We start from the raw sequence: 17,285 nt of genomic DNA on the forward strand, positions 1-17,285 counted from the left end.
GAATTCACAAGGAATGGCAGCTGTGCAACCGATTCGGAAATCGAAAAAACTGGATGAAGTCTGTTACGACATCCGCGGCCCGGTGCTGGAAAAAGCCCGGAAAATGGAAGATGAAGGGCAGAGGATCATCAAACTCAACATCGGCAATCTCGCCGCCTTCGGCTTCGATGCGCCCGACGAGATCGTCCAGGACATGATCCGCAACATGGCCAATTCGTCCGGTTATACGGATTCGAAGGGCCTGTTCGCGCCGCGCAAGTCGGTGATGCACTACACCCAGGAAAAGAAGATTGCCGGTGTCTCCATCGATGACATCTACCTGGGCAATGGCGCCTCCGAACTGATCGTCATGGCAGTCAATGCGCTGCTGAACAGCGGCGACCAGGTACTGGTGCCGGCGCCGGATTATCCGTTGTGGACGGCGGCGGTCAGCCTGTCCGGCGGCACCCCGGTGCACTATGTCTGCGACGAGCAGGCTGACTGGACGCCGGATATCGACGACATCAAGAAAAAGATCAACAGCAATACCAAGGCCATTGTCGTCATCAACCCCAACAACCCCACCGGCGCGCTGTATCCGGTCGAGGTGCTGGAACAGATCATCGAAGTGGCGCGCCAGCACCAGCTGATCGTGTTTGCCGACGAAATCTATGACAAGGTGCTATACGACGGCAATACGCATACCTCGCTGGCCTCGCTGGCCGACGATGTGCTGTGCATTACCTTCAATGGCCTGTCGAAGAATTACCGTTCCTGCGGCTTTCGTTCCGGCTGGATGGTGGTCTCGGGCGAGAAGAAGCATGCGCGCGACTATATCGAGGGCCTCAACATGCTGTCGTCGATGCGCCTGTGCGCCAACGTGCCGGGCCAGTATGCCATCCAGACCGCGCTGGGCGGCTACCAGAGCATCGATGACCTGGTGGCGCCGGGCGGACGCCTGGCGCGCCAGCGCGACCTCGCGCACAAGCTGCTGACCGATATCCCCGGCGTTACCTGCGTCAAGCCGAAATCGGCGCTGTATATGTTCCCGAAGCTGGATGCAAAAATGTACCCGATCGCCGACGACCAGCAATTCGCTTATGAGCTGCTGGCCGAGGAGCGGGTGCTGATCGTGCAGGGCACCGGCTTCAATTGCCCGACGCCGGATCACTTTCGCGTGGTGTTCCTGCCCAATATCGACGACCTCGGCGATGCGATGAATCGCATCGGCCGTTTCCTCGACGGCTACCGCCGGCGCCACGGCAAGTCCTGATTTCACCCATTTTCAATATTTGAACCATATCCATGAAACCAATCAAAGTAGGCTTGCTCGGCATCGGTACCGTTGGCTCGGGCACTTTCAACGTCCTCAAACGCAACCAGGAAGAAATCACCCGCCGCGCCGGCCGCGGCATTGAAATCGCCATGGTGGCCGACCTCAATACCGAGCGCGCGCGCGAACTCACCCATGGTGAAGTGGAAGTGGTTAGCGACGCCAACCTGGTGGTGAACAACCCCGAGATCGACATCGTCGTCGAACTGATCGGCGGCTACGGCATCGCCAAGGACCTGGTCTTGAAAGCCATTGCCAACGGCAAGCATGTAGTCACCGCCAACAAGGCGTTGCTGGCCATACACGGCACCGAGATTTTCAAGGCGGCGCAGGAAAAGAACGTGATGGTTGCGTTTGAAGCAGCGGTTGCCGGCGGCATCCCCATCATCAAGGCATTGCGCGAAGGCCTGACCGCCAACCGCATCCAGTGGATTGCCGGCATCATCAACGGCACCACCAACTTCATCCTCTCCGAGATGCGCGACAAGGGCCTGGACTTCGACGTCGCGCTGAAGGAAGCGCAAGCCCTCGGCTACGCCGAAGCCGACCCGACCTTCGACATCGAAGGCATCGACGCCGCCCACAAGGTCACGCTGATGGCTTCGATCGCCTTCGGTATCCCGGTGCAGTTCGACAAGGCGTATGTCGAAGGCATCACCAAGCTGCAGGGCATCGACATCCAGTATGCCGAGCAGCTCGGCTACCGCATCAAGCTGCTGGGCATCGCCCGCCGCACCTCCATGGGCATCGAACTGCGCGTGCACCCGACCCTGATTCCCGCCAAGCGCCTGATCGCCAACGTCGAAGGCGCCATGAATGCGGTGGTCGTGCACGGTGACGCCGTTGGCGCCACGCTGTACTACGGCAAGGGCGCCGGTGCAGAGCCGACCGCCTCGGCCGTGATTGCCGACCTGGTCGACATCACCCGCCTGGCGACGGCCGACCCGGAGCACCGGGTGCCGCACCTGGCCTTCCAGCCGGATGCCATGTCCGACCTGCCGATCCTGCCGATTGCGGAAGTCACCAGCAGCTACTACCTGCGTCTGAACGTGGCCGACCGCCCCGGCGTGCTGGCCGACGTGACGCGCATCCTGGCCGATGCCGGCATTTCCATCGACGCCATGCTGCAAAAGGAACCGGCAGAAGGCGAGACCCGCACCGACATCATCCTGCTGACGCATCAGACCCAGGAAAAGAATATCGATGCAGCGATTGCCCGCATCGAGGGGCTGCAGACGGTGACCGGCGGCATCACCCGAATCCGGCTCGAGGAACTGAACTGAGCTGAGCGCGGCTTTGCTTCACGCCATTCGATAACCAGATTATTCATAGCCCATGCAATACATATCCACCCGCGGCCAGGCCCCGGCACAATCCTTTTCCCACATCCTGCTGGGCGGCCTGGCGCCGGATGGTGGCCTGTACCTGCCGACGGAATACCCGCAAGTGTCGGGCGCCGAGCTCGACGCCTGGCGCAAGCTGTCTTACGCCGACCTGGCCTTCGAGGTCCTGAAGAAGTTCGCCACCGATATACCGGAAGCCGACCTCAAGGCGCTGGTGCACAAGACCTATACGGCCGAGGTGTACCGCAACGCCCGCCCGGGCGACGATGCCGCGCAGATCACGCCGCTGCATGTGCTGGAGCAAAGCGATGGCAATAAGCTGGTACTACAGGCCCTGTCGAACGGCCCGACGCTGGCCTTCAAGGACATGGCCATGCAATTGCTGGGCAACCTGTTCGAATACGCGCTGGACAAGCAACATGCCGAACTGAACATCTTTGGCGCCACTTCCGGTGACACCGGCAGCGCAGCAGAATACGCCATGCGCGGCAAGCGTGGCATCCGCGTTTTCATGCTGTCGCCGCACAAGAAGATGAGCGCGTTCCAGACTGCGCAGATGTTCAGCCTGCAAGACCCGAACATCTTCAATATCGCCGTCGAAGGCGTGTTCGACGATTGCCAGGACATGGTCAAGGCCGTTTCGAATGACCTGGAATTCAAGAATCGCCAGAAGATCGGCACGGTCAACTCGATCAACTGGGCGCGCGTGGTGGCGCAGGTGGTGTATTACTTCCGCGGCTACCTGGCGGCGACCACGAGCAACGAGCAGAAAGTGTCATTTACGGTCCCGTCCGGTAACTTCGGCAATATCTGTGCCGGCCATATCGCCCGCATGATGGGCTTGCCGATCGATAAGCTGGTGGCCGCCACCAATGAAAACGACGTGCTCGACGAATTCTTCCGCACCGGTGTCTACCGTGTGCGCAAGTCGGCCGAGACTTACCACACGTCCAGCCCGAGCATGGATATCAGCAAGGCCTCGAATTTCGAGCGTTTCGTGTTCGATTTGCTCGGCCGCGACAGCGCGCGCCTGGCGGCGCTGTTCAAAAAGGTCGAGACCGATGGCGGCTTCGACCTGTCCGGCAAGCCCGGCAGCGATGGCGACGAGTTCGCCAAGGTCGCGCAGTATGGTTTCCAGTCGGGTAAATCGGTGCATGCGGACCGCGTGGCAACCATTCGCGACGTCCATGAAAAACATGGCATCGCCATCGACACCCATACCGCAGACGGCGTCAAGGTCGCGCGCGAGCACCTGACCCCGGGCGTGACCATGATCGTGCTGGAAACCGCCTTGCCGGCCAAGTTCAATGAAACCATCCGCGAAGCGCTGGGCCGCGATGCCGAGCGTCCGGCCGGTTTCGAGAACATCGAAGCCTTGCCGCAGCGCTTCCACGTGATGAAGGCGGATGTGGCGCAAGTCAAGCAGTACATCGCCGCACACACGGGGCTGTAAGCGATGGCTGCGGCGGCACCGATGAGTGGAAAAGCACCGATGCTGGGCGTGGCGGAAGCGCTCGCGCGCATGCTCGCCGCCGCTCGCCCGCTCGGCGAGAGCGAAATCCTGCCGACCCTGCATGCCAATGGCCGCATTCTGGCTGCTGCACAAACCTCGGGCCTGGATGTGCCGCCGATGGACAATAGCCAGATGGATGGCTACGCGGTGTGCGCGGCCGACTGTGCCGGCGCGGCAGCCGGTGCTGCTGCACGCCTGAAAGTGGCGCAGCGCATTGCGGCAGGTCATGTCGGGCAGCCGCTGGAACCCGGCACGGCGGCGCGCATCTTTACCGGCGCCATGATTCCTGAGGGCGCCGATGCAGTGGTCATGCAGGAAATGTGCGAGACAGAGCAGCAGGGCGACGGCGACTGGGTCACGGTACGCCATGCGCCTGCCGACGGCGAGTGGATCCGCCGGCGCGGCGAGGACATTCAAGCTGGCAGCACCATCCTGGCCGCCGGCACCCGTCTGCGTGCGCAGGACCTGGGGCTGGCGGCCTCGGTCGGCTTGGCGAGTCTGCCGGTAGTGCGCCGCCTGCGGGTGGCGGTCTTTTTCACCGGCGACGAACTGGCAATGCCGGGCGAAGCCCTGAAGCCAGGCGCCATCTACAATTCCAACCGTTTTCTGTTGCGCGGGCTGCTGGAAAACCTCGGCTGCGACATCACCGACTACGGCATCGTGCCGGATTCCCTGCAAGCCACGCGCGATACCTTGCGCGCCGCGGCCGCCGGCCACGACCTGATCATTACCTCCGGCGGCGTCTCGGTTGGCGAGGAAGATCATGTGAAGCCGGCGGTGGAAGCGGAAGGGCGCCTGGACCTGTGGCAGATTGCCATGAAACCCGGCAAGCCGCTGGCCTTCGGTGAAGTCTTCCGCACCGGCTCTGCTGGCGGCAGCGCAGCGGGTGACAATACTGACGCGGCCTTTTTCCTCGGCTTGCCCGGCAACCCGGTATCGAGCTTCGTCACCTTCCTGTTGTTCGTGCGGCCTTTCGTGCTGCGCCTGCAGGGTATCGCCGACGTTGCACCGAAGGCTTGCGCCATGCGCGCCGACTTTGCCTGGAGCAAGGCCGACCGCCGCAACGAATTCCTGCGCGTCAAGCGCAATGCCGCCGGCGGCCTCGATCTTTTCCCCAACCAGGGTTCGGCCGTATTGACGTCGACGGTGTGGGGCGATGGCCTGGTGGACAATCCGCCGGGGCAGACCATTGCGCCGGGCGATACCGTGCGCTTCATTCCCTTTGCCGAATTGCTGTATTAAACTCCTTGCCATGCATATCCAGCTCCGCTTTTTCGCCAGCGTGCGCGAAGCCCTTGGCACTGCCGAGGAAAACCTCGTCCTGCCCGCCCATGTGCGTACCGTCGGCGACGTGCGCGATTTCCTGCGCCAGCGTGGCGGCGTGTGGGCGGAAGCGCTGGCCGAAGGCAGGGCCTTGCGCATGGCCTGCAACCACCAGATGACGGGCGCCGGGACGGCCATCTCCGAAGGTTGCGAAGTCGCCTTCTTCCCGCCTGTGACGGGAGGCTAGCCATGCCCATCCGCATCCAGACCGAAGATTTCGACCTGGGCGCGGAAGTCGCCCGCCTGCGCGCCAGCCAGCCGCAGGTCGGCGCCGTGGTGGTGTTTGTCGGCACCGTGCGCGACATGAACGAGGGCGCCAGCGTCGCCACCATGGAACTGGAACATTACCCCGGCATGACGGAAAAGGCGCTGCAGGCCATCGTCGGCCAGGCGCGCGCGCGCTGGGAACTGGTCGATGCCCTGGTGATCCACCGCGTTGGCCTCTTGCAGCCGCTGGAGCAGATCGTGCTGGTGGCAGTCACCTCGAAGCATCGCGGCGAGGCGTTTGCCGCCTGCGAATTCATCATGGATTACCTCAAGACCCAGGCGCCGTTCTGGAAAAAGGAACAGACCCCGCAAGGCGCACGCTGGGTCGATGCGCGCGTGGCGGATGACGAGGCGCTGGCGAAGTGGGGGCCGTTGGCGGCACTGCCAGGCCCCGCCGCAGCGCCGGCGCCGGGGGAGCCGCAGCCATGAGCTGGCTGGCGGTCGGTATCGGCGCCGCGTTGGGCGCCTGGTTGCGCTGGGGGCTGGCACTGCTGCTGCACGGCTGGCATAACCAATTGCCCTTAGGCACGGTGGCAGCCAATCTTGGCGGCGCCTACGTGATCGGCATTTCCCTGGCGTTTTTCCAGACGCACCCGCTGCTTTCGCCCGAGTGGCGCCTGCTGGTCGTGACCGGTTTCCTGGGCGGCCTGACGACGTTCTCGAGCTTTTCCGCCGAATCCATGATGCTGCTGCAGAATGGCGATTACCTGTGGGCACTGGTGCATACCGCCTTGCACGTCGGCGGGTCGCTGCTCCTTTGCATCGCTGGCTACGCCAGTTACCGGGCACTCCTCGCCTGAGCTGGAATATTGATTCGCGTCACCATAGGCTGATCCGCGAACGCGTCGCCTGCTTGCGCATCCAATCCTCAGTCCCCACAACCGAGGAGCCGTGCCATGAAAAAAAACGATGCCGCAACTGCCGGGGGCGAACGCCGCATGCGCCCCCCGCTTGCCACGCCCACCGACCTGAAGGCGGAGACGACCCGTGATATTGCCGCGGCGATGAACGGCATCCTGGCCGACGTATATGCGCTTTACCTGAAAACCAAGAATTTTCACTGGCACATGAGCGGGCCGCATTTTCGCGATTACCATTTGCTGCTGGACGAACAGGCCGTCGAACTGTTCGCCATGACCGACCCCATCGCCGAGCGCATCCGCAAGCTGGGCCAGGCGACGCTGAAATCGATTGGCCATATCGCCCGCACCCAGCGCGTGCTCGACAATGACGCCGCGTATGTCGAGCCGGGCGACATGCTGGCCGAGCTGGGGGACGACAACCGGCAACTGGTGTCCCGTCTGCGCGAGGCTCATAATGTCTGCGACGAGGGAGGGGATATCGCCAGCGCCAGCCTGATCGAAACCTGGATCGATGAATCCGAGCAGCGTGCCTGGTTCCTGTTCGAGGCTGGCCGCCGCGGCGATTCCACAGGACATTAATGCGGCCATTCCGGTGATGGTTTGCGGGCATGACCGCCAGGCATGACAAACTTTCGGGGCACTTCCTTGCTTGAAAAGTGGTTTTGTACCCCCAATTAACAAGCAACTAATATTCCGGGAGTGTAGCGATGCGCCTAGATAAACTGACAACCAAACTGCAGGAAGCCCTGGCCGATGCCCAAAGCCAGGCGGTGGGCAACGACAACCAGTACATCGAGCCGGTGCACCTGCTGGTGGCCTTGCTGAACCAGGACGACAGCAGCGCGCGTTCGCTTCTGCAGCGTGCCGGCGTCAATGTCGGTGGATTGTCGAATGCCCTGAAGGGCGCCCTGGCGCGTCTGGCGAAAGTTTCCGGCACCGGCGGCGAAGTGCAGGTTGGCCGCGAACTGGCTTCGCTGCTGAACCTGGCCGACAAGGAAGCGCAAAAGCGCGGCGACCAGTTCATCGCCAGCGAAATGATCCTGCTAGGCTTGACCGAAGACAAGTCCGATGCCGGCAAGCTGGCGCGCGAGAACGGCCTGACCCGCAAGGCGCTGGAAGCGGCGATCGACGCCGTGCGCGGCGGCGGCAACGTTAATTCGCAGGAAAGCGAAGGCCAGCGCGAATCGCTGAAGAAATACACCCTCGACCTGACCGAACGCGCCCGCCAGGGCAAGCTCGACCCGGTGATCGGCCGCGACGATGAAATCCGCCGCGCCATCCAGGTTTTGCAGCGCCGCACCAAGAACAATCCGGTGTTGATCGGCGAGCCGGGCGTGGGCAAGACCGCCATCGTCGAGGGCCTGGCGCAGCGCATCGTCAATGGCGAAGTGCCCGACAGCCTGAAATCCAAGCGGGTATTGTCGCTGGACATGGCGGCGCTGCTGGCTGGCGCCAAGTACCGCGGCGAATTCGAGGAACGCTTGAAATCGGTGCTGAAGGAACTCGCTCATGACGAGGGCCAGACCATCGTCTTTATCGACGAACTTCACACCATGGTCGGCGCCGGCAAGGCCGAAGGTGCGATGGACGCCGGCAACATGTTGAAGCCCGCATTGGCGCGCGGCGAGCTGCATTGCGTCGGCGCCACCACCCTGGACGAATACCGCAAATATATCGAGAAGGATGCCGCGCTGGAGCGCCGCTTCCAGAAAATCCTGGTGGACGAGCCGAGCGTGGAAGCAACGATTGCCATCCTGCGCGGCTTGCAGGAAAAATACGAGGTGCACCATGGCGTCGACATCACCGATCCGGCCATCGTTGCCGCCGCGGAGCTGTCGCATCGCTACATCACCGACCGCTTCCTGCCGGACAAGGCGATCGACCTGATCGACGAAGCCGCTTCCAAGATCAAGATCGAGATCGATTCCAAGCCCGAAGTGATGGACAAGCTTGACCGCCGCCTGATCCAGCTGAAGATCGAGCGTGAGGCGGTCAAGAAGGAAAAGGACGAGGCCTCGCAAAAGCGCCTGGCGCTGATCGAGGAAGAGATCGTCAAGCTCGAGCGCGAATACGCCGACCTGGAAGAGATTTGGAAGGCGGAAAAATCGGCGGTGCAGGGCAGTACCCACATCAAGGAAGAAATCGAGAAGGTGCGCCTGCAGATGGAAGAAGCCAAGCGCCGCGGCGACTGGCAAAAGATGTCCGAGCTACAGTACGGCAAGCTGCCTGAACTGGAAGCGCAGTTGAAGCAGGCCGACAGCGGCGAAGTCAAGCCGCAGGCCAACCGGCTCTTGCGCACCCAGGTCGGCGCCGAGGAAATCGCCGAAGTGGTGTCGCGCGCCACCGGCATTCCGGTCGCGAAGATGATGCAGGGCGAGCGCGACAAGCTGGTGCACATGGAAGATGAATTGCACAAGCGCGTGGTCGGCCAGCACGAAGCCATCGTCGTTGTGTCCGATGCCATTCGCCGTTCGCGCGCGGGCCTCGGCGACCCCAACCGTCCCTACGGCTCCTTCATGTTCCTGGGCCCCACCGGCGTGGGCAAGACCGAGTTGTGCAAGGCACTGGCCTCCTTCCTGTTCGACACGGAAGAGTCGCTGATCCGCATCGACATGAGCGAATTCATGGAAAAGCATTCGGTTGCGCGCCTGATCGGCGCGCCGCCCGGCTACGTCGGCTACGAAGAGGGCGGCTATCTGACGGAAGCGGTGCGACGCAAGCCCTACAGCGTGATCCTGCTCGACGAAATCGAGAAGGCGCATCCGGATGTCTTCAATGTGCTGCTGCAGGTGCTTGACGACGGCCGCATGACGGATGGCCAGGGCCGCACGGTGGACTTCAAGAACACGGTGGTGGTGATGACCTCCAACCTCGGTTCGCACAAGATCCAGTCGATGGAAGGCAGCGACCCACAACTCATCAAGCTGGCGGTGCTGGCTGAAGTGAAGGGGCATTTCAGGCCGGAGTTCATCAACCGCATCGACGAGATCGTGGTGTTCCACGCGCTCGACGAGAAGAACATTGGCGCCATCGCCAAGATCCAGCTGGCGATCCTGGAAAAACGCCTGGCGAAGATGGAGATGGGACTGGAGTTGACGGAGGCTGCGCTGCAGAAGATCGCCGAGGCCGGTTTCGATCCGGTGTATGGCGCGCGGCCGCTGAAACGGGCGATCCAGCAGGAGATCGAAAATCCGCTGTCGAAGATGCTCCTGGAAGGGCGCTTCGGGCCGAAGGACGTGATCCACGTCGATGTCAGGAATGGTGCACTGGCGTTCGAGAAGCAGGAGAGCCAGCAAGGCTGATCTTCACTGCAGCGCAGTTCAGCCATGCCGCCCGGTCCGACGACCGGGCTTTTTTTTCGGCTTTTGCTGCACAAACGCCGGAACGCTCCAGACTCCCATATTCATGGGATGGCGACGGGCAGGCAGTCAAGATAGTATCTTGAACATAGACATAAATTGCGATTTGGAACATACTTTGTTGTTGTTTAAAGGTTAATTTTCAGTGGGGTTTTTTACGGTGTAATTGTTTGGCAAGGGTTTTCTCACCAGCGACACTTTTCCGGAAACGCTGATGTTTTTCATCTTTAATTAGTACTGTAAATTTACACAGTGAAGCGTCGAAACACTGGTGGCTACTGCGTTTCCGCGAATCTGTTCTACGGGGTTAGGTGGCGCGCAGCCAGATTAGGCGGACGCCGAGTTTCAACAACAAGTAATGGATGTCAGTTTTTTCTGTTTAATTAGTACTGTATTTTTATGCAGTTGAACTAAACCGCTGCGCGGTGGAAAGAAGCGCGACGAGCAGCAGGTATTGAAGCAATTCGTTTCCTACGCTGTAACGGGGGATTTCCCCGGCACAGAGAAGGAAACGATCATGAGCCCACTGCGCAAACAGATGCAGGCCGACATGGTGCTGCGTGGCCTGGCGGCACGTACCCAGGAAGCCTACATTGCCGCGGTTGCCGGCCTTGCCGGCTATTACAACCGTTCTCCCGAACAACTGTCGCAGGAAGATGTCCAGCAATATCTGCTGCACTTGATCGAGGAGCACAAGCTGAGCTGGTCGACGACCAACCAGGCGGCCTGCGCGCTGCGCTTCCTGTTTCACATCACGCTCAAGCAGCCGGCCGCTGAATTCACGATCCCTAACCGCAAGGCGCCGGCCAGGCTGCCCGAGATCCTCTCGCGCGACGAAGTCCATCGCATCCTGGACGGCTGCAGCAACCTGCGGCATCGGGCCTTGCTGATGACGACCTATGCGGCCGGCTTGCGCGTGACGGAAACCTGCCGGCTGAAGGTTGGCGACATCGACAGCGAGCGCATGATGCTGCGTGTGGCCAACGGCAAGGGCGGCAAGGATCGCTATACGCTGCTGTCGCCCCTGCTACTGGACACCTTGCGGCAGTATTGGCGCACCCGGCCTTCGCAGGACTGGCTGTTCCCCCGCACGGACGGCAGCCAGCCGATTGGCATCTCGCAAGTGCAGAAGATGTACTATGCGGCCAAGCGCCGCGCCGGCGTCACCAAGGCCGGCGGCATCCACGGCCTGCGCCACGCCTTTGCGACGCACTTGCTCGAAGCCGGCGTGGATATCCATACCATCGGCCGGCTGATGGGACACGACAAGATCACCACCACCGCCCGCTACCTGCATCTGCAGGGACAAGTGGCCAGGACCGATTCGCCGCTGGACCTGCTGTCGTCGCTTTTGTCCAAACGTTAGGGCGTGGCCCATCGCGGCCGCATCGCGCTGGCCGACATCTTTCGTCAACACGGCAACGCCTATCTTGCCGCGCTTGCGCCTTCGCAGGCCAAAGCCTGGCGCGCCATCGTGTCGTGCCGCACCGCTGCGCTGGGCGGCCATGTCCTGCAATGTGCCGATTGCGGCGCCACCCGGCATGTGTATCACTCGTGTCGCAACCGTCACTGTCCGACATGCCAGAGCCGGGCCAGGGAGCAATGGATCGCCGCAAGGCAGCGCGAATTGCTGCCGGTGCCGTACACCCACCTGGTTTTTACCCTGCCGCATGCGTTGAATGGCATGGCCGGCAGCCACTTCCGGCTGATCAGCGACATGCTGTTCGAGGCGGCATCCGGCACGCTGGTCGCGTTCGGGGCCAACCCGCGCTGGCTGGGCGGCAGCCTGGCCTTCTCGCAGGTGCTGCATACGTGGTCGCAGAACCTGATGCGGCATTTGCATGTGCATGCGCTGGTGGCCAGCGGCGCGCTGACCAGCGAGGGTCAGTGGATTGCTAGCCGCCGCGGCTTCCTGTTTCCGGTCAAGGCGCTGTCGCAGGTGTTTCGCGAGAAGTTCATCGATGCCCTCAAGGCGGCACGTGGCGACGGGCGACTGCGGGATGCGGAAACGGACAGCGCCCACGGCTGGCGCACGCTGCTGCTGGCCCTGCGCCGGCATGACTGGGTGGTGTACGCGAAACAGCCGCTGGGCGGGCCTGCCCAGGTGCTGGATTACCTGGCGCGCTATACGCACCGGGTGGGCATTTCCAATGACCGGCTGGCCGCCCTGGACGACGGGGAAGTGACATTCCGGGTGCGCGACAATGCCAATCCGGGCAAGAAGCGCACCCTGCGCTTGCCGGCGGAGGCCTTCATTGGCCGCTTCCTGTTGCATGTGCTGCCGTCGGGATTCAAGCGCATCCGGCACTACGGCATCCTGGCCAACCGTCACAAAGAAGCAAAGCTGGCAGCCTGTCGTGCCGCACTGGCTGTGCCGCCGCCGGATGCGCAGGTCATCGAGAGCGTGGATGCCTTCATGCTGCGGGTGGCGCACATCGACATTGGCTGTTGCCGGCATTGTGCGCAAGGGCGACTGCGGGTGATCGAGGTGATTGCGCCGGTGCGCCTGCCATTTCTGCGCTGCCTGGCGACCGGCCCGCCAGGAGCCAGGGGTGCGGCATGAGAGGCGACGCAGTCAAGGCATGGCGAATCCCCTGGCCAGGCCGGCGTTCGCCGCCAGCGGCAAAATTCCCCTTCCGCAAAGGGGCTTCAGGGGGCATGGACGATTGCTGCTGGCGCCGCGCTGTTGCAGAACTGCCGTCAAGATGCAACACCACCGCCACATTCTTGCCAAAACAGCCATTCCCCGGCTTACAATCCCCATAACCACCGCCGGTGTGGCGGTTCAGTCCAACAGCGTTTATCTGCCGTTGCACGGCAGTCGCCCTTGGCTTGCGCTGTGGGAGCGGCAGATAAACTCTATTCGTTATGCCGAATGAGAACCAGTCTACGTTCGTTGGTTCACTGTGCGGTCGTTCGGTTTGAAGTTGGGGTAAGTGTTGGGTTTTGAGCGCGTTGCTGCGGCCCGGTCGGAGTGCGGCGTGCAAGTGGCTTAACGAGCAAGGCCCTGCAGTGGGATTGTCGTCCTGAGGGCTTGACGAGCTCCATCCTGCGGTGGCTTAGCTGACCTGCGGTCTTGGCAGAGAAACGGGGCTATCGGTTTTGGGTCGGTGATCGAGTGTGCGCGTTGCGGCGCTCCTTGGCCAGTGGCAGTGCGACGGGAAAGGGCTTGGCAGGCAGCTTGGCGCGTGGGGCGCTGAATTCCGTCCAAGGCATAACATTCCATTGGAGCCGGACCGGCGACGATTATATTAACGAGGTCAGCGTGAATGCGAACAGAGTCAGTATCGGTATCGCCGTCATCGCCGGCCGCTCAATGAAGCGTTATGGCTAATAGAATTGCATCGCTGATGGGATCAGCCTTAGTTTTCATCACGGCACTCTGGCCGCCTGCTGTCCTTGGACAGCCATCTGAGCCGGAGCTTGGTGAGCGGATTTTCGTGGAAGGAACTAATCGGTTTCGCGCAATCGATGGGCCGAGGGACGCTGCGAAGGGTTTGCAGTTGCTACTTGAGTCTGCCTCTCTCAAGTACCACTTAGCTCCCTTTGGGCTGTGTGTGGCGCTGAGCGCAGAGCCCGAGATTACGAATCTCGTAGAGGCCTACGCATGGTGTCAAGTAGCAGCACGAAAGCCAAACAAATATGCGGCACAAGCAGACTCCCGCGCAAAAGAAGTGTTGGGGAAATTGTTGGTTCATGAAGGCATGGAAGCCGTTTCTGCTGCCAAGCGGAGGGAAAAAGAATATGAAAGCAAGTAAGCTGGTGAGCCATAACTCGTCACTCAACCCAGACACGCAGCAAAGAATTTGCCGCTTCGCGGCATATGCTGCGCGCTGGTTAGTTCGGCGTGTGTGCCAGGCATGGCACGTAACTAGGTCGGTGGAAGTCCGACTGCCAGGTTTTCGTAGAGCCGAAGGCTAGGAGTCTGCGCGGCAGAACGCTGATGTCATCCGAATAGATTCGTAAACGTTGATTCGTGATGACATCGAGCTATCTTCCCTACGATCCGCAGCAGCAAATGCTGCTTCCCCCTGCATTGCAAGAGTGGCTACCAGATGGCCATCTTGCGTACTACATCAGCGATACGATCGATGCGCTTGATCTGAGCACCTTCCATGCGCGATATGCAGGTGGCGGGCCGCGCAATCAGCCCTTTCATCCGGCGATGATGGTCAAAGTGCTGGTTTATGGCTATGCGACCGGGGTGTTCTCGTCGCGCAAGCTGGCAAAGAAGCTGCATGAAGACGTTGCCTTCCGGGTACTTGCTGCTGGCAATTATCCCGCGCACCGCACGATCTGCGACTTCCGTGCTTTCCATCTGAAAGAGTTGTCCGACTTGTTCGTGCAAGTGGTGAAGTTGGCGCGCGAGTGCGGCCTGGTCAAGTTGGGAACCATCGCTGTGGATGGGACCAAGATTAAGGCCAACGCATCGCGCCACAAGGCCATGAGTTATGAGCGCATGAAGAAATCGGAGCTGGAATTGAAGGCGCAGATCGACGCGCTACTGGCCAAGGCCAAGGCAGCCGACCTGGCCGAGAAGAACGAGCCGGCACTGGACATTCCAGCTGAGATAAGCCGACGCGAGGACCGGCTTGCAGCCATTGGCGCGGCGCGCGCACGGCTGGAGGAACGCCAGCGTCAGGCAGATACCGAGCGTGGCCGCAGCGCTGACGACGACAATACGCCGCCAGACGGCGATGGTAAGGCGCTCAAGAAGTCGAAATACAAGTACAAGTTCGGTGAGCCCAAGCCCAAGGCCCAGGACAACTTTACCGACCCGGAAAGCCGGATCATGAAGCGCGCCGGTGGCGGCTTCGATTACAGCTACAACGCGCAAGCCGCAGTCGATGATACGGCGCACATCATCGTCGCTGCCGAACTGACCAATAGCGGCGCCGATAGCCGTCAATTGCCCGCGGTGCTGGCGGCGGTCAAGGCGAATACGGGCGACGATCCGCACCAGGTCGTCGCCGATGCAGGCTATCGATCCGAGGCCGTGTTTGAAACGCTGCGTGATCATCCCGCCGAGATCATCGTTGCCCTTGGGCGCGAAGGTAGACAAGCGCTTGGGATTGATCCGAACAAACGCCCACTCTCGGCGGCCATGGCAGAACGATTCAAATCCACCGCCACCCAAGATGCCTACCGGCGGCGCAAGTGGTTATCCGAACCGCCAAATGGTTGGATCAAGCACGTACTGGGCTTCCGACAATTTAGCATGCGCGGCATCGCCAAGGCCCAGGCAGAGTGGAAACTCGTCTGCGCTGCGCTTAACCTGCGAAGAATGGCAAATATGATGTGTGCGTAGTTTAAAAATGGGGAAAACGCACATTCCGGTGTCGCGCCGCAGCTCAAAAACGCCTATCAGTCAGCAATTTCAGAATTCAATGCCGGGCCAATATCAGCCCGGCTGGCGTTGCGCCCGTTTCGCTCGCTCAAATTCTGTTTGCCGCGCAGACTCCTAGGGAAACGGCAAGGGCGTCGTCGCGAGGCGGGGTCTGAAGGAAGCTGAACCCAAAGCTGCGGGGCGACGAACAGAAACCGGATATGAGGCGTGATGCATCCGGGGCCAGCGGGCACGTGACCGTGAAGCCCTCCATCTACGATTGGGATGCATTTTGTAAATCCGGCGTCTACGCAGCGAAAGATACGTGTCTTACCCTGGGAGATCTCTGCGGTGCTTCAGAAAATCGAAGCTGGGTACCGAGCAATCGGCACTGAATACCGTAGAGAAGTCAGCAAAGGGCATAGTAGGTGCAAGGCCCGCACCGAAGGCCCGAACAATAAACGATGCACAATCCTATGAAGAGCAACGGGATGGCACCTGACCAGCAGCTGAGCCTGTTGCCGGACACTGATCCGGCAGGTGAACCCGTGGCTGGAGAAGAGGATTTGTCCGCATCACCGGAAGAACTTACCCTATTGGCGCAGGTACTCGCCCGCGAGAACCTGAAACGCGCCCTGAAACAGGTTCGCCAGAACAAGGGGGCGCCCGGCATCGACGGCATGACCGTCGATGAACTGCCGGCATACCTCAAGGCGCACTGGCCGGTCATACGCACCCAACTGGAAACGGGGCGATACCGCCCGAGTCCGGTCAAGCGTGTGGAAATCCCCAAGCCCGACGGCAAGATGCGGCCCCTGGGGATACCGACCGTGCTCGACCGGTTCATCCAGCAAGCCATTGCGCAAGTCGTACAAGCGCAATGGGAGCCGGCATTCCACCCCGACAGCTACGGCTTTCGGCCCAACCGGAATGCGCATCAAGCCATCTGGCAGGCGCAAGGCAATGTGAAGGAAGGGTATAACTGGGTCGTCGATATGGACCTGGAAGCCTTCTTCGACCGCGTCCACCATGACCGCCTGATGCAACGGCTCAAGCGCCATGTGCCCGACCAACAGGTACTGCGGCTCATCAACCGCTACCTGAAGGCCGGCGTGCAAATTGGCAAGAACAAACAGGCGACGACCGAGGGCGTGCCGCAAGGCGGCCCGCTGTCGCCGGTGCTGGCCAATGTGGTCCTGGATGAACTGGACTGGGAACTTGAAAGGCGCGGCCACCGCTTTGCCCGCTATGCGGATGACTGCAATATCTTCGTCAAAAGCAAACGGGCAGGATTACGGGTGATGGCAAGCGTAGGGCGCTTCATTCGCAACCGGCTGCGACTCACAGTCAATCAGCAAAAGAGCGCCGTGGACAAGCCCGGAAACCGCAAGTTTCTGGGCTTTACCGTCAGCGGCACCAAGGCCCGCGTGAAGGTGGCGGATCAAGCCATCTTCAAGCTCAAGGTCAAGGTGCGCGAGCTGACCCGCCGAACCAGAGGCCACCGTTTGGCCGACATCATCGCAGAGCTGAGAAAATCCCTGCTTGGCTGGAAAGCGTACTTTGGCATCGCCGAGGTACTGAGTCCTCTGCGGGATCTGGACAAATGGATAAGAAGGCGGTTACGCTGCTATCAATGGAAACAATGGGGGCGCGCGGGCTACCGTGAACTGAGAAAGCGCGGCGTGACTGTGCGTGAAGCATGGAACTGCAGCAAATCGGCGCACGGTCCCTGGCGCATCAGCATGGCACCGGCGCTATTGCTGGCGATGCCGAACCGATTGTTTCGCCAAATGGGGCTGCCGTCACTGGCAGCATGAGATCAACCGTATTTATTGAACCGCCGGATACGTGACCCGTATGTCCGGTGGTGTGGGAGTTGCGCCTTGCAAGCGCATGAAATTCAGCGGCCTGAAATGGCTGCCGCGGCAAAGCCTAGCCAGCAGTCGCGTACCGAGTCTTGCGTGGTGTCCGGTAACGGC

General features: G+C 61.2%; 15 protein-coding genes. All 15 read left to right on the plus strand.

Annotated features, from left to right (window positions below):
* Nucleotides 1-22 precede the first annotated feature (22 nt).
* Nucleotides 23-1,252 (plus strand): pyridoxal phosphate-dependent aminotransferase, encoded by a 1,230-nt coding sequence (locus D3878_RS00700; RefSeq protein WP_119787624.1) that lies wholly within the window; start codon nt 23-25, stop codon nt 1,250-1,252.
* A gap of 32 nt (nt 1,253-1,284) precedes the next feature.
* Nucleotides 1,285-2,595, plus strand: coding sequence for a homoserine dehydrogenase (locus D3878_RS00705; protein ID WP_119783729.1), 1,311 nt, complete (start codon nt 1,285-1,287; stop codon nt 2,593-2,595).
* Nucleotides 2,596-2,647: 52 nt separating this feature from the next.
* The gene (thrC, locus tag D3878_RS00710; protein ID WP_119783730.1) at nt 2,648-4,108 is read left to right on the plus strand and encodes a threonine synthase; all 1,461 of its coding nucleotides are present in this window, start codon (nt 2,648-2,650) and stop codon (nt 4,106-4,108) included.
* A gap of 21 nt (nt 4,109-4,129) precedes the next feature.
* Nucleotides 4,130-5,410 (plus strand): molybdopterin molybdotransferase MoeA, encoded by a 1,281-nt coding sequence (locus D3878_RS00715; protein ID WP_233556185.1) that lies wholly within the window; start codon nt 4,130-4,132, stop codon nt 5,408-5,410.
* Nucleotides 5,411-5,420: 10 nt separating this feature from the next.
* Nucleotides 5,421-5,678 carry a molybdopterin converting factor subunit 1 gene (gene moaD / locus D3878_RS00720; RefSeq protein ID WP_119783732.1) on the plus strand — a complete coding sequence of 86 codons (258 nt, stop codon included), beginning with the start codon at nt 5,421-5,423 and terminating at the stop codon, nt 5,676-5,678.
* Nucleotides 5,679-5,680: 2 nt separating this feature from the next.
* Nucleotides 5,681-6,187, plus strand: coding sequence for a molybdopterin synthase catalytic subunit MoaE (moaE, locus tag D3878_RS00725; RefSeq protein ID WP_119783733.1), 507 nt, complete (start codon nt 5,681-5,683; stop codon nt 6,185-6,187).
* Entirely contained in the window at nt 6,184-6,558 is a 375-nt protein-coding gene (crcB, locus tag D3878_RS00730; protein ID WP_119783734.1) for a fluoride efflux transporter CrcB, read from the plus strand. Before moaE ends, crcB begins: the two co-directional genes overlap by 4 nt.
* A gap of 96 nt (nt 6,559-6,654) precedes the next feature.
* Complete coding sequence (locus D3878_RS00735) at nt 6,655-7,200, plus strand: Dps family protein (RefSeq protein ID WP_119783735.1); 546 nt, start codon at nt 6,655-6,657, stop codon at nt 7,198-7,200.
* Nucleotides 7,201-7,328: 128 nt separating this feature from the next.
* A complete protein-coding gene (gene clpB, locus D3878_RS00740; RefSeq protein ID WP_119783736.1) occupies nt 7,329-9,923 on the plus strand; it encodes an ATP-dependent chaperone ClpB in 2,595 nt (864 codons plus the stop codon).
* 574 nt (nt 9,924-10,497) lie between these two features.
* Nucleotides 10,498-11,346: a tyrosine-type recombinase/integrase gene (locus tag D3878_RS00745; protein ID WP_119783737.1), complete on the plus strand. Its 849-nt coding sequence runs from the start codon at nt 10,498-10,500 to the stop codon at nt 11,344-11,346.
* Nucleotides 11,347-11,349: 3 nt separating this feature from the next.
* Nucleotides 11,350-12,543, plus strand: a complete 1,194-nt coding sequence (locus D3878_RS00750) for an IS91 family transposase (RefSeq protein ID WP_199688053.1) — start codon at nt 11,350-11,352, stop codon at nt 12,541-12,543.
* Nucleotides 12,544-12,562: 19 nt separating this feature from the next.
* Nucleotides 12,563-12,859 carry a hypothetical protein gene (locus D3878_RS23350; protein WP_147383848.1) on the plus strand — a complete coding sequence of 99 codons (297 nt, stop codon included), beginning with the start codon at nt 12,563-12,565 and terminating at the stop codon, nt 12,857-12,859.
* A 447-nt stretch (nt 12,860-13,306) separates the two neighbouring features.
* Nucleotides 13,307-13,738, plus strand: a complete 432-nt coding sequence (locus D3878_RS00755) for a hypothetical protein (RefSeq protein WP_119783738.1) — start codon at nt 13,307-13,309, stop codon at nt 13,736-13,738.
* 221 nt (nt 13,739-13,959) lie between these two features.
* Complete coding sequence (locus tag D3878_RS00760) at nt 13,960-15,288, plus strand: IS1182 family transposase (protein WP_119783739.1); 1,329 nt, start codon at nt 13,960-13,962, stop codon at nt 15,286-15,288.
* 482 nt (nt 15,289-15,770) lie between these two features.
* Nucleotides 15,771-17,123, plus strand: a complete 1,353-nt coding sequence (ltrA, locus tag D3878_RS00765) for a group II intron reverse transcriptase/maturase (protein ID WP_233556186.1) — start codon at nt 15,771-15,773, stop codon at nt 17,121-17,123.
* Nucleotides 17,124-17,285: the final 162 nt, after the last annotated feature.

Source organism: Noviherbaspirillum sedimenti (genome assembly GCF_003590835.1).
Lineage (GTDB): Bacteria > Pseudomonadota > Gammaproteobacteria > Burkholderiales > Burkholderiaceae_D > Paucimonas > Paucimonas sedimenti.

Coding starts and splice junctions, on each gene's coding strand:
- D3878_RS00735 (WP_119783735.1), top strand. CDS start 6,655: ATGAAAAAAAACGATGCCGCAACTGCCGGGGGCGAACGCCGCATGCGC.
- moaE (WP_119783733.1), top strand. CDS start 5,681: ATGCCCATCCGCATCCAGACCGAAGATTTCGACCTGGGCGCGGAAGTC.
- crcB (WP_119783734.1), top strand. CDS start 6,184: ATGAGCTGGCTGGCGGTCGGTATCGGCGCCGCGTTGGGCGCCTGGTTG.
- D3878_RS00760 (WP_119783739.1), top strand. CDS start 13,960: ATGACATCGAGCTATCTTCCCTACGATCCGCAGCAGCAAATGCTGCTT.
- clpB (WP_119783736.1), top strand. CDS start 7,329: ATGCGCCTAGATAAACTGACAACCAAACTGCAGGAAGCCCTGGCCGAT.
- D3878_RS23350 (WP_147383848.1), top strand. CDS start 12,563: ATGGCGAATCCCCTGGCCAGGCCGGCGTTCGCCGCCAGCGGCAAAATT.
- D3878_RS00715 (WP_233556185.1), top strand. CDS start 4,130: ATGAGTGGAAAAGCACCGATGCTGGGCGTGGCGGAAGCGCTCGCGCGC.
- D3878_RS00755 (WP_119783738.1), top strand. CDS start 13,307: ATGGCTAATAGAATTGCATCGCTGATGGGATCAGCCTTAGTTTTCATC.
- D3878_RS00705 (WP_119783729.1), top strand. CDS start 1,285: ATGAAACCAATCAAAGTAGGCTTGCTCGGCATCGGTACCGTTGGCTCG.
- D3878_RS00745 (WP_119783737.1), top strand. CDS start 10,498: ATGAGCCCACTGCGCAAACAGATGCAGGCCGACATGGTGCTGCGTGGC.
- moaD (WP_119783732.1), top strand. CDS start 5,421: ATGCATATCCAGCTCCGCTTTTTCGCCAGCGTGCGCGAAGCCCTTGGC.
- ltrA (WP_233556186.1), top strand. CDS start 15,771: ATGCACAATCCTATGAAGAGCAACGGGATGGCACCTGACCAGCAGCTG.
- thrC (WP_119783730.1), top strand. CDS start 2,648: ATGCAATACATATCCACCCGCGGCCAGGCCCCGGCACAATCCTTTTCC.